At 73.2% G+C, this 13,344-nt stretch carries 6 protein-coding genes; 5 read left to right on the forward strand and 1 reads right to left on the reverse strand.

Annotated features, from left to right (window positions below):
• Window positions 1–131 precede the first annotated feature (131 nt).
• The 5 genes from ABR737_RS30525 (at window position 132) to fxsT (ending at window position 9,388) form a co-directional block, all read left to right on the forward strand.
• Window positions 132–1,187 (forward strand): AAA family ATPase, encoded by a 1,056-nt coding sequence (locus tag ABR737_RS30525; protein WP_350253898.1) that lies wholly within the window; start codon window positions 132–134, stop codon window positions 1,185–1,187.
• A gap of 5 nt (window positions 1,188–1,192) precedes the next feature.
• Complete coding sequence (locus ABR737_RS30530) at window positions 1,193–4,591, forward strand: SAV_2336 N-terminal domain-related protein (protein ID WP_350253899.1); 3,399 nt, start codon at window positions 1,193–1,195, stop codon at window positions 4,589–4,591.
• A gap of 104 nt (window positions 4,592–4,695) precedes the next feature.
• Window positions 4,696–4,914: a YxD-tail cyclophane-containing RiPP peptide gene (locus ABR737_RS30535; protein WP_350253900.1), complete on the forward strand. Its 219-nt coding sequence runs from the start codon at window positions 4,696–4,698 to the stop codon at window positions 4,912–4,914.
• A gap of 160 nt (window positions 4,915–5,074) precedes the next feature.
• Window positions 5,075–6,244, forward strand: coding sequence for an FxsB family cyclophane-forming radical SAM/SPASM peptide maturase (locus ABR737_RS30540; protein ID WP_350253901.1), 1,170 nt, complete (start codon window positions 5,075–5,077; stop codon window positions 6,242–6,244).
• A 132-nt stretch (window positions 6,245–6,376) separates the two neighbouring features.
• Window positions 6,377–9,388: an FxSxx-COOH system tetratricopeptide repeat protein gene (gene fxsT / locus ABR737_RS30545; protein ID WP_350253903.1), complete on the forward strand. Its 3,012-nt coding sequence runs from the start codon at window positions 6,377–6,379 to the stop codon at window positions 9,386–9,388.
• A gap of 107 nt (window positions 9,389–9,495) precedes the next feature.
• Here fxsT and ABR737_RS30550 read toward each other — a convergent pair whose 3' ends face one another.
• Complete coding sequence (locus ABR737_RS30550; protein ID WP_350253905.1) at window positions 9,496–13,275, reverse strand: multifunctional oxoglutarate decarboxylase/oxoglutarate dehydrogenase thiamine pyrophosphate-binding subunit/dihydrolipoyllysine-residue succinyltransferase subunit; 3,780 nt, start codon at window positions 13,273–13,275, stop codon at window positions 9,496–9,498.
• Window positions 13,276–13,344: the final 69 nt, after the last annotated feature.

Below are 13,344 nucleotides of genomic sequence, written 5' to 3' on the forward strand. Positions count from 1 at the left end.
CGTGAGGCGCACCTGCGTGATGGCGGGTGGCGGACGTGGGGGAGGCCGGGGTGGACGATGCCGACGTCTCCGGCGATCCGCCATGACCATCGCTCCTGACCGAGGCCTGGCCGGCGACGAGGAGTTCCGACGTGAGCGACTGGCTCATCTACCGTGGCGCGGGGGCACCGCACGACGGAATTGAGCACCTTCCGCCGCCACCCCCATGGCGTGATTTCGACGGTGGCCCTCTGGTGGCGCCGCCGGCCGCCCTCGACCCCTCCTCCGAGCGCAGGCTCGGCGTGCAGCACCGCGAAGCCAGCCACCACCGCCCCGGCGAGACCGAGCGCGAGCTGGTCAACGCCGCCCTCTATCTGCGCCGTCCGCTGCTGGTGACCGGCGCGCCGGGCAGCGGCAAGAGCACCCTGGCGCATTCGGTCGCCTACGAACTCGGCCTCGGCCGGGTGCTCGGCTGGCCGGTCGTCAGCCGCAGCACCCTGCGCGACGGCCTGTACGACTACGACGCCATCGGCCGCCTCCAGGACCTCCAGATCGCCCGCGCGGCCCCGGGCGCCGCGGACGACGGGGCCGCGGGCGAGGCGGACCCCACCGACGAACCCGGCGGCGGCATCGGCCGCTACATCCGCCTCGGCCCGCTGGGCACGGCCCTGCTGCCCGCCGCCCGGCCCCGCGTCCTGCTCGTCGACGAGCTCGACAAGAGCGATATCGACCTGCCCAACGACCTCCTCAACGTGCTGGAGGAAGGGGAGTTCCGGATTCCGGAGCTGGAGCGGCTGGCCGGATCCGCCCCCGAGGTGGAGGTGCTGAGCGACGACGGCGCGCGGGTGACGGTGCGCGACGGCCGGGTGCGCTGCCACGCCTTCCCCTTCATCGTCCTCACCAGCAACGGCGAACGCGACTTCCCTGCGCCCCTGCTGCGCCGCTGTATCCACCTCCACATCCCGGTGCCCGACAAGGAGCGGCTGGCCGCCATGGTGCGGGCTCACTTCGGCGAGGGCGCGGCCGAGCGCTACGAAGCGGTGATCGACGGCTTCCTGGACCGCGAGCCCGGCGATGTCCGCGCCGTCGACCAGCTCTTCAACGCCATCCACCTTACGCAGAAGGCCGGCTGGACGGACGAGGACGAGGAGGAGACCCGGCGGCGTCTGACGGCGGAGCTGATGCGGCCTCTCGACCGGACGAGGTGAGTGCGGTGTCCCTCGGGGAGGCCGGACCGGGCCCCCTCGACGAACTCGTCGCCCGGCTGACCGCGGCGGGGGTGCCGGCCGACGCCCGCGGGATGGCCGACGCCCTCTGGCTCGCCCAGTGGATCACCCCGGACGCCTCACGGGCCGACGGCTCCGCGGAGGCCGGACCCGCCCGCACCCAGGAGCCCGGTGGTCCGGATCCGGCCACTTTCCGGGTGGGACCGGCCGTCTCCGTGGATCCCGGGGACGCCCGTGGGACACCGCAGGGCGGCGACGACCCCGGCCCTGCGGACGCGGACCCGTCCTCGTCCGCCCTCCGCGACAGCGCCCGGCGCCGGGTCGCGGAGCTGCTGCCCACCCGGGACGAACGGCTCCCCGACCCGGACCGGCGGCGCCTGGGCGAGGTCGCGGTCCCGATCGCCTCCGCCTTCCCCGGGCTGCTGCCGTTGCAGCGGGCGTTGCGGCCCATCCAGCGCTACCGCCCGCCGGTCGCCCCGGCCCGACGCAAGCTGGACGAGCCCGCCACCGCCGAACTCTCCGCCCATGCCGAAATGATCATCCCGGTGCTGCGCGGGGTGCACCGCCGGGCAGCCGCGCTCCGCCTGCTGATGGACGGCTCGTCCTCGATGGCCGTCTGGGAGCAGATGCTGCACGACCTGCGCCAGGTCTGCGAACGGGTCGGCGCCTTCCGCGATGTGACGGTGCACTACCTCCATCCGCACGGCCCGGACATCGGCGTCGCGGCGGCCCCGGGCCCCGGCCGCCCGCTGCGCCCCGCCGACCAGCTGCACGACCCGACGGGCCACCACCTCACCCTCGTGGTCAGCGACTGCGCGGGCCCGCTGTGGCGGGACGGCCGGATGCAGCGGCTGCTCTACCGCTGGGCGGCCGACGCCCCGCTCGCCGTGGTCCAGCCGCTGCCGCAGCGGATGTGGGCGCGTACCCTCCTGCCCGCCGTGGCCGGCACCCTCGTCCGCCGCCAGGGCTCCTACCAAGCCCTGGGATTCCGCCCGTCCCGCCGTCGCCGGCGCCCCGCCGGGACACCGGGCGCCGCGCACGCAGCGCCCCGCGAACGCGCCATCCCGGTCCTCTCCGCCACCCCCTCCGCCCTCGGCTCCTGGGCCCGGCTGGCCGCCGCCGACGCCGGCCTCTCCCTGCGCGGCGCGGCCTGTGTCGTACGGGCCGACCACGGCGCCGGACAGCCGGTCCCGCCGCCGCCCGAGCCCGAGCGCGCCGCACCCGCCCGTATGGTCCGCGAGTTCGACCAGCAGGCCTCCCCCGCCGCCCGGCTGCTCGCCGTCCACCTCTCGGCGGTCCCGCTCGCGCTGCCCGTGATCCAGCTCGTCCAGCGCGCGATGCTGCCGCAGACCGGCCCGGCCGAGCTGGCGGAGGTGCTGCTCAGCGGCCTGGTCACGCAACTCCCCGCCGAGGAGGGGACGCCGGGGGAGCAGGCCGCGGTGAGCGGGCCGTGGTACGACTTCGTGCCCGGTGTACGCGACGAACTCCTCGGCCGGCTCAGTGCGGGCGAGGCCGCCCTGGTCCTCAAGCACTGCTCGCTCTACATCGAGCGCACCTTCGGCCGCAGCGCCCGCAACTTCCCGGCCGTCGCGGTCGCCATGCTCTCCGGCAGCGGCCGGGAGCCCGAGACCGGCCAGCGCGCCGTCCCCGAACCCTTCGCCCGGGTCTCCGAGCGCGTCCTGCGCCGCTTCGAACCGGCCCTTCGCCCGCCCGCCCGGCGGCCGTATGCACCCGACGGCCCGGCCGCGGAAGGCGCCGCCCTCCTGGAGCGCTACGAACAAGGCCGCGCCGTCCGGGATCTGATCGAGGCCGTCCGGCTGCTGCGCGCCGCCACCGAGCGGCTGCCCGTGGCCGGCACCGACCTCGCCCGCGCCCTGCTGCACGCCTGGGCGAAGTGGCGCCAGCCGGACGCCCTGGAGGAGGCGGAGCGCGCGGCCCACGCCGCGGAGCGGGCCACGGCCGAGGGGGCCGCCGGTGACCAGGAGGCCGCCACCGCCGCCCGCGAGGCCGAGCGCACCCGGGCGCTGATCGTGCTCGGCCGGGTCGGCCACGCCCGCGCCGGGGAACGCCACAGCGCCGGCACACCGGCCGAGGAACGCGGCGCGCTCGCCGACGCCGCCCGCCGTCTGCACGCCGCCTGCGGGCTGATGAGCCTGCTCGACCCCCGCGTCCTGGAGTGCATGGTGCTGCGCACCGAGGTCCTGCGCCGCCTCGCCGCCCTGCCCGCCCCCGACACCGGGCCGGGGACCGACGAACTGCCCGGGGCCGGTGACCTGGCCGCCGACGACCCCCTCGACGAGGCGGAGCGCTGCCTCACCACCCTGCTCGACCAGTGGCCCAGCGGCGAGCAGGTACCCGGCGAGGTCTACGCCGCCCGGGGCGGTGTCCTGCTCGACCAGGCCCGGCGGGCCGCCCGCGGCCACGAGGAAGGGCCGCAGCCCGCCCGGGCGCTCGCGGTACGGGCCGCCGACGACCTCGACACCGCCACCGTCCTGCTGCGCCGCCGCGGCAGCACCGCCGACCGGCTGGTCTGCGGGACGCTGCTCGATCTGGCGGCGGCCCGCGAACTGCACGACGGCGCGGGCCTGCCGTCCGTACTGCCCCTCCTCGAACGCGCCCGGGCGATGGCCCGTGCGCTCGACGACCCGGCGCTGGAGGCGGCCGCCCTGCGCCGTACGGCCGCCGTCCAGCGCGCCGTGCACACCCGCACCGGCGCCCTGCCGGCCCTCGACGCCGCCCTCGCCGCCCTGGCCGCCGCGCTCCGCCTGGCCACCCCCGATACGCCCGAGCACAGCGCGCTGCTGGCCGAGCGCGGCGCGGCGCTGCTGCTGCGCGCCCGGCAGGAACCGGCCGGCGGACCGGGCAAACGGCTGGCCAACGAGGCGGTGCACGTCCTGCGCGAGGCGCTGGGCCGGGCCGGGCCGCAGGACCCCGACCTCGGCCACCACCGGCTGCTGTTCGGCCGCGCCCTGCGACTGCGCTACGAACGCCAGCCCTCCCTCGCCGATCTGCACGAGGCCGACTGGATCCTGGAGCTGGCCGCCCGCGGTGTGGACGTACCGGACGCGGTGCAGGCCGAGGCGTGGCTCGAAGTGGGCGACATCCAGCTGCTGCTGGACCGCCGCTTCGACTCCCGCGAGCGTCATGACCGGGCCGCCGCCTGCTTCCGCCGCGCCGCCGCGGCCGCCCGGCGGGCCGGCAGCCCGCTGCTGGCCGCCCGGGCCCACCACCGCCGCGGCGAGGTCCTGGAGGCCACGGCCGGGCCCCGTTCCGCGCTGCACGCCTACCGCGAGAGCTGGGAACAGTGGCAGCGCGCCGCGGAGGAGACCGGCGCCGAGGCCCAGCGCACCCGCGCCCGTATGCGCGCCCTGGAAACCACCGCCTGACCGCCCCGAGCGCCCGTCCATCGGCCTGGCCGTCCGCACCGGAACGTGTTTCCGTGGACGGGAGTCCGGGAACACACCCGTCCAGCCGGCCAGAGGAGAGCAGCGTGGCGACTATCCCCCGCACCGAACCGGCGGTGGCCGCCCGGCCGGGGCCGTCGGCCGAACGGCTGCCGGATTTCGCCGGGGTTGACGTGGGCGTTCTCGCGGCGCGGACGGATCATGCGGTGCTGGGAGAGGTGGCGGCACTGCTGCTGCGCAACTGGCCGTCGGCGGACGAGGCCGTGGCGTACTACGAGGACGGCCCGGAAAAAGCCTTGCATTGACAGGCAAGAACGACGGTTTTTGGGCAAACGTGCAAGGGAACCGGCCAGTTGCCGAGGGAATCCGGTTCCTCGATCGCGGGCCGAGCCATGTACCAGTCAGCGGGCGGGAGCTGTCGATCCCGTACCTCGACGCAGGCAGACGAGTCCAGGGGGCGACGCCGTGGCGGGGGAGCAGACCGGCCGGACGGCCGTCGTACCCTTCCGGCAGTTCGTCCTGAAGGTCCACAGCCGCTGCAACCTCGCCTGCACCTACTGCTACATCTACACCGGCCCTGACCGCAGCTGGCGCACCCGCCCGCCGACCGTCCCGGCCGCCACCGTCCGGCAGACCGCCCTGCGCATCGCCGAACACGCCCGCACCCACCGGCTGCGCGAGGTCCGGATCGATCTGCACGGCGGCGAGCCGCTGCTCACCGGTCCCGGCCCGCTCCTGGAGCAGGCCGCCGCGATCCGCGCCGCGCTGCCCGGCGGCTGCACCGCCGAATTCGGCCTGCAGACCAACGGCACGCTCCTCACCCAGGAGATGCTCGACACCCTCGCCGCCGCGGGATTCCGGCTCGGACTCAGCCTGGACGGCGGCACCCCCGGCCTCAACCGCCGCCGGACCGACCACGCGGGGCGGCCCTCCTGGCCCGCGGTCTCCCGCGCCGTACGCCTGCTCCGCGACCGGCCCGAGGTGTTCGCCGGCATCCTGTGCACCATCGACATCACCGCCGACCCCGCCGAGGTCCACGACTCCCTGCGCGCCCTGGACCCCCCGATGGTCGACTTCCTCCTCCCGCACGCCAACTGGTCCAGCCCGCCCCCGGCCACCGCCGCGAGGGGACCCATGGGGCCGGCCGGCCGCACCCCGTACGGCGACTGGCTGTGCACCGTCTTCGACCTGTGGTGGGACGGCGGCCCCGGGCCCCGGGTGCGGGTGTTCACCGAAATCCTCGGCCTCCTCCTGGGCCGCCCCAGCTCCAGCGAGGCGGTCGGCCTCTCCCCGGTCGTCGCCCTGGTCGTCGACACCGACGGCGCCATCGAACAGGTGGACTCGCTCAAATCCACCTATGAGGGCGCCGCCGCCACCGGCCTCGACGTCTTCCACCACACCTTCGACGAGGCCCTGGCCCACCCCGGCATGGCCGCCCGCCGCAGCGGCCGGGACGGCCTCGGCGCGCAGTGCCGCAGCTGCACCCTGGTGGAGGTGTGCGGCGGCGGCAACTACGCCCATCGCTACCGCGCGGACACCGGCGGATTCGCCCACCCGTCCGTCTACTGCGCCGACCTGGAACGCCTGATACGGCATATCGCGGCCCGGCTGGACGCCACGATCGCGCTCAACTGACCTGCCGTCCACCTGACCTGACGCACTGTCGTCATATGGGGGGACACTTGGGCTATCGTGCCGAAGAGCCAGGGCGTGCCGGATGAGACAGCCTCTGCAGCGCGCACCATCGCATCCCAGGGAGACGGTCGCATGGTCGATCAGGCCACCTTTTCCGGTCCCACCGGCGCAGGCGAGCACATCACCATCAGCTATGCGGGCTTCACCCGGCCCTGGGCGGCATGGATCGCCCATCAGCTGGAAGCGCAGGGCCACGGCACCACCCTGCTGCGCTGGGACCCCCAGGCGGACACCGCGCTGGTGGCGGAGCTGACGGGGCTGCTGGAGGCCGAGGGCCGGCTGCTGATCGTGCTCGACGACTGGTACTTCCGGCTGGGCCCCAAGACGCAGGAGGAGTGGACGACGGCACTGCGCGAGGTGGTCTCCCCGCACGCCGACCGGTTCGCCGCGGTGAGCGTGGCCACCCAGTCGCTGCCCGCCACCGCGTCCCTGCTGCGGCCCGCCGACCTGCGCGACCTGGACGCCCGCGAGGCCAACCGCAGGGTGCTGCAACGGCTCGGCATCGCCGGGCAGGGCCGGGTCGTGGACGAGGAGGCGCCCGGCGCGCCCCGCTTCCCGAACAACCCGCCCGAGGTGTGGAACATCCCGCGCCGCAACAACCGCTTCACCGGCCGCGACAACGTCCTCGAAGAGCTGCACGGCAAGCTGGCCGGCTCCGGGGCCGGCGCGGGCCCGCCGCTGGAGACCCGGATCGCGCTGTACGGCACCTCCGGCGTCGGCAAGAGCCAGATCGCCGCCGAATACGCCCACCGCTTCGGCAACGACTACGACGTGGTCTGGTGGATCAGCGCCACCAACCGCGGCGCCGCCCGCGAACAGCTCGCCGAACTCGCCACCCGGCTCGGCCTGCCCGTGGGCCGGGAGCTGGGCGACCGCATCCGCGCCGTCCACGAAGCGCTCCGCGTCGGCCGCCCCTACCGCCGCTGGCTGCTGATCTTCGACAGCGCCGACGACATGGAGCAGATCGAGGACCTGGTCCCCGACGGCCGCGGCCATGTCCTGATCACCACCCTCACCCGCGACTGGTCGGGCTCCGGCAGCGCGCAGGAGATCGAGGTACTGCCCTTCCACCGCGTCGAGAGCGTCGCCTACGCCCGGCGGCGGGCACCGCGGCTGACGCCGATGGAGGCCGATCTGCTCTCCGACGCCGTCCAGGACCTGCCGCTGCTGCTCGCCCAGACCGCCGCCTGGCTCGACGCCAACCCGATGTCCCCCAAGGAGTACATCGAGCTGATCCGCCGCGGCGAGCCCAGCCTCGTCGGCATCCGGATCTCCTCCGACTACCCCATGGCCTTCCAGACCAGCTGGGCCATAACCCTCAACACCCTGCGCGAACGCAGCCCCGCCGCGGTCGAACTCCTCAAGCTGTTCGCGTTCTTCGCCCCGGACACCATCCCCGTCCCGATGCTCGCCCAGGCCCGCCGCGGCGACCTGCCCGAACACCTCGCCGACCTGGCCGCCGAGCCGATCAGCTGGAACACCGCACTGCGCCGGCTGACCGAATCCACCGCCGTACGCCTCGACTACCAGGTCTCCGAGGACGCCGACCCGGCCGTGGAGACCGCGCTGATGCACCGGCTCTACCACCGGTTCCTGCGCAGCGACATGACCGAGGACGAGCGCGACCTGATGGCGGCGACGGCCTGCCGGGTGCTGGTCACCGCCGACCCGCAGAACCCCGCCGACACCCGCTGCTGGGAGCGCTACGCCGAACTCATCCCGCATCTGGAGCCGGCCGGGGTCCTCGACAGCCCCGAGCCCGCGGTCCAGCAACTGCTGCTCAACTGCGTCGAATACCTCCGGGTCCGCGGCGAATACCGCATGGGCCTGCGGCTGTGCGAACAGTTCATGTCCCGCTGGCGCACCCGCCTCGCGGCCACCCAGCGCACCATGCTCGTCCTCACCCACCAGCACGCCAACATGCTGCGCAGGCTCGGCCGCTACCGCGAGGCCGAGGCGGTCGGCAGCGCCGTCGTCGACCAGCTCACCGCCGAGCGGGACGCGGCCGACGCCGATCTGCTGCGGGCGCAGGACGGCCTGGCCGGCACCCTGATCGCGCTGGGCTCGTACGCACAGGCCTATGACCTCTTCGACGCCGTCTGGCGGGCCTATACCGACCTGCTCGGCCCGGAGGCACCCCGCACCCTTTCCTCGCGGCACAACCTCGGCACGGTCCTGGCGCTGCTCGGCCGCTACGAGGAAGCGCTGGTCACCCACCGCGACGTGCTGGCCTTCCGGGAGCGCGAACTGCGCGCACGGCACCACCTCACGCTCAACGCGGGCACCGCCTACGCCCGTACGCTGCGCCTGCTCGGCCGCTACCGCGACGCCACCTCCGCCCAGGAGCTCAACGCCCGGCTGCATCTGCAGGTGATGGGCCCGCACACCCCGCAGACGCTGCGTGCCGAGCACAACCTCGCGCTGTGCCTGCGGCGCTCCGGCGACACCGCCCGCGCCGCCACGCTGCTGGCCGACCTCGTCGAGCGCTCCCGCCGGGTGCAGGGCCCCCGCCACCCCGAGACGCTGATGGTGCGTGCGGACCACGCCACCTTCCTGCGGGAGCACGGCGACCTCGGGCACGCCCGCGACCTCGCCGAGGAGGTCGCCGAGCGCTACCGGGCGCTGGCCGGCGAGCGCCACCCGTACACCGTCGGCGCCCTGGGGAACGTCGGGCTGGTCCGCGCCGAGTTCGGGGACCAGGCACAGGCGCTGGACCTCGCGGACCGGGCGCTTGCCGGGATGACCGGGGCGATGGGCCCCGACCATCCCTGGACGCTGGGCTGTGCGCTGAACGCCGGTGCCGCCCGTAACCGGGTGGACGACGAGGAGGGCGCCGTGGAACTGGGCCGCGCCACACTGGAGCGCGCCAAGGCGACGCTGGGCGACACCCACCCGCTGACCCTCTCCGCGAAGACCGCACTGGCCGAGGACCTGCGGGCGCTGCGCCGTGGCCAGGAGGCGGCGAAGCTGGAGCAGGAGGCAATCGGACAGCTCTCCGAGACGCTGGGCGCCGAACACCCGCACACCCTCTCCGCCCGGCGCCGCCGCCGCCCGTACTGGGACTTCGAACCGCAGCCCGTCTAGCCCGGTCCAGCCCCCCGGCGTCAGAACCCGGCATGCGGAAGGGCCCGCCCCCACCGGGGACGGGCCCTTCCGCTGTTTCACCACCGGTCACTCGGCGGCCCGGCGCCTCAGGCGTCGAAGGCCTCCGCGACCAGCTGTGCCTGCTCCGCCTGGTGGCGCTTGGCGGAGCCGACGGCCGGCGACGAGGAGTGCGGCCGCGAGATGCGGCGCAGGCGCTCGCCGTGCGGGACATCGGCACCGACGGCCAGGTCGAGGTGGTCGATCAGGTTGAGGCCGAGGAACGGCCACGCACCCTGGTTCGCCGGCTCTTCCTGGGTCCACAGGTACTTCTCGGCGTTCGGGAACTTGGCGATCTCCGCCTGGAGCTCCTTGCCGGGAAGCGGGTACAGGCGCTCGATGCGGACGATCGCGGTGTCGTTCGCGCCGCGCTTCTCGCGCTCGGCCTCCAGGTCGTAGTAGACCTTGCCGGAGCAGAAGATGACCTTGCGGACATCCTCGGCCTTGACCGTGGAGTCGCCGATGACGGGGCGGAAGCCGCCCGTCGTGAACTCTTCCGTCTTCGACGCCGCGGCCTTCAGACGCAGCATCGACTTCGGGGTGAAGACGACCAGCGGCTTGTGGTGCGGGTTGTGGACCTGCCAGCGCAGCAGGTGGAAGTAGTTCGACGGCAGGGTCGGCGCGGCGACCGTCATGTTGTTCTGCGCGCACAGCTGGAGGAAGCGCTCGATCCGGGCCGAGGAGTGGTCCGGGCCCTGGCCCTCGTAGCCGTGCGGCAGCAGCAGGGTGACGCCGGACGTCTGGCCCCACTTCTGCTCCGCCGAGGAGATGAACTCGTCGACGACCGTCTGGGCGCCGTTGACGAAGTCACCGAACTGCGCCTCCCACATGACCAGCGCCTCCGGGCGGGCCAGGGAGTAGCCGTACTCGAAGCCCATCGCCGCGTACTCGCTCAGCAGCGAGTCGTAGACGTTGAAGCGGGCCTGGTCCTCGGAGAGGTAGAGCAGCGGCGTGTAGTCGTCGCCGGTCGCACGGTCGATCAGCACCGCGTGGCGCTGGCCGAAGGTGCCGCGGCGGGAGTCCTGGCCGGCGAGCCGGACCGGGGTGCCCTCCATCAGCAGCGAGCCGATGGCCAGGGTCTCGCCCATGCCCCAGTCGATGGTGTCGTCCTCGACCTGGGTCGCGCGGCGCTGCAGCTGGGGCAGCAGACGCGGGTGGACGGTGACCCGCTCGGGGATGTTGACCTGGGACTCGGCGATCCGCTTGACGACCTCCTGGGAGATCGGGGTGTCCACGTGGACCGGGAACTCGGCCTGGGGCTGCGGCACCTCGGGGGCCACCGGGGCCGTCGAGGCGTCGCGGACCTCGGTGAAGACCTTCTCCAGCTGGCCCTGGAAGTCCTGCAGCGCCTGCTCGGCCTCTTCCAGCGTGATGTCGCCGCGACCGATCAGGGACTCGGTGTAGAGCTTGCGCACCGAGCGCTTCTTGTCGATCAGGTCGTACATCAGCGGCTGGGTGAAGGCCGGGTTGTCCGACTCGTTGTGACCGCGGCGGCGGTAGCAGATCAGGTCGATGACGACGTCCTTGTTGAACGCCTGGCGGAACTCGAAGGCCAGACGGGCAACGCGGACGACGGCCTCGGGGTCGTCGCCGTTCACGTGGAAGATCGGCGCCTCGATCATGCGGGCCACGTCGGTGGCGTACATGGACGAGCGTGACGACTCCGGGGCGGCGGTGAAGCCGACCTGGTTGTTGATGACCACGTGCACCGTGCCGCCGGTGCGGTAGCCGCGCAGCTGGGACATGTTCAGCGTCTCCGCCACCACGCCCTGGCCGGCGAACGCCGCGTCACCGTGCAGCTGGATCGGCAGGACCGTGAAGTCCGTGCCGCCCTTGTTGATGAGGTCCTGCTTGGCACGCGCGATGCCCTCGACGATCGGGTCGACGGCCTCCAGGTGGGAGGGGTTCGCGGCCAGCGAGACCTTGATCTGCTCGCCGTCCAGGCCGGTGAAGACGCCCTCCTGGCCCAGGTGGTACTTCACGTCGCCGGAGCCGTGCATCGACTTCGGGTCGAGGTTGCCCTCGAACTCGCGGAAGATCTGCGCGTAGGACTTGCCGACGATGTTGGCGAGGACGTTGAGGCGGCCGCGGTGGGCCATGCCGACGACGACCTCGTCCAGCCGCGACTCGGCCGCGGAGTCGATGACCGCGTCCAGCAGCGGGATGACGGACTCGCCGCCCTCCAGCGAGAAGCGCTTCTGGCCGACGTACTTCGTCTGCAGGAACGTCTCGAAGGCCTCGGCGGAGTTCAGCCGGCGCAGGATGCGCAGCTGCTCCTCGCGCTCGGGCGACTTGTGCGAGCGCTCGACCCGGTCCTGGATCCACTGGCGCTGCTTGGGGTCCTGGATGTGCATGAACTCGATGCCGGTGGTGCGGCAGTACGAGTCGCGCAGCACGCCCAGGATGTCGCGCAGCTTCATCATGGACTTGCCGGAGAAGCCGCCGACCGCGAACTCGCGCTCCAGGTCCCACAGGGTGAGGCCGTGCTCGGTGATGTCGAGGTCGGGGTGCTTGCGCTGGTGGTACTCCAGCGGGTCGGTGTCGGCCATGACGTGGCCGCGGACCCGGTAGGAGTGGATCAGCTCGAAGACCCGCGCGGCCTTGGTGACGTCGTCGTCGTGCGAGGCGTCGATGTCCCGCAGCCAGCGGACCGGCTCGTAGGGGATCCGCAGCGACTTGAAGATGTCGTCGAAGAAGTCGTTCCCGCCGAGCAGCAGCTGGCTCATGATGCGCAGGAACTCGCCGGAGGCGGCGCCCTGGATCACCCGGTGGTCATAGGTGCTGGTCAGCGTCATGACCTTGGAGACACCCAGCTTGTTCAGGGCGTCCTGGGAGGTGCCCTGGAACTCCGCGGGGTAGTCCATCGCGCCGACGCCCATGATCATGGACTGGCCGGGCATCAGACGCGGCACGGAGTGCACCGTGCCGATGCCGCCCGGGTTCGTCAGCGACGCGGTGACTCCGGTGAAGTCGTCCATCGTCAGCTTGTTGTCGCGGGCCCGGCGGACGATGTCCTCGTAGGCCTGCCAGAACTCGAAGAAGGTCAGCGTCTCGGCCTTCTTGATGGCGGCGACGACGAGCTGGCGGTCGCCGTTCGGCTTCACCAGGTCGATGGCCAGACCGAGGTTGATGTGGTCGGGCTTGACCAGCGTCGGCTTGCCGTCCTTCTCCGCGAAGGAGTAGTTCATCGACGGCATGGCCTTGAGGGCCTGCACCATCGCGTACCCGATGAGGTGGGTGAAGGAGACCTTCCCACCGCGGGCGCGCTTGAGGTGGTTGTTGATCACGATGCGGTTGTCGAAGAGCAGCTTCACCGGGACCGCGCGGACGGACGTGGCCGTCGGCAGCTCCAGGGAGGCGTTCATGTTCTTCGCAACGGCAGCCGAAGGGCCGCGCAGCGTGACGAACTCGGGACCGGCCGTGACCTCGCCGTCGGCCTGCTGAGCGGCGGCCTTGGCGGCCGGCTTGGCCGGCGCGGACTTCGCCGGCGCGGCCTTGGCCGGGGCCGGCGCGCTCGCGGCCGGCTTCGCCGGGGTGGCGGCGGCCGGCTTCGGCTCCGCCGCGGCGGGCGCCGCCGGGGACGACTGCGCCGGAGCGGCCGGCGCGGGGGCAGAGCCCTCCGCCGGCTGGCCCGGCGCGGTGGCGCCGCCCGGCTTGTAGTCGGCGAAGAAGTCCCACCAGGCTCGGTCTACCGAGTTCGGGTCCTGGAGGTACTGCTGGTAGATCTCGTCGACGAGCCACTCATTGGGACCGAACGCGGCGGCAGGGTTCTTACCCTGCCCCTCTTGGTCGGTCGAGATGCTCGAGCTGTTGGGGGACTGTAGCGACACGGCGGCAACCGCCCTCTTCCGCTTCCTAAGGTGGTGGACAGCGGGAATAAAGGCTACGCCTGTTGTGAC

It is taken from the genome of Streptomyces sp. Edi2, from assembly GCF_040253635.1.
GTDB lineage: Bacteria > Actinomycetota > Actinomycetes > Streptomycetales > Streptomycetaceae > Streptomyces.

Coding starts and splice junctions, on each gene's coding strand:
- fxsT (WP_350253903.1), top strand. CDS start 6,377: ATGGTCGATCAGGCCACCTTTTCCGGTCCCACCGGCGCAGGCGAGCAC.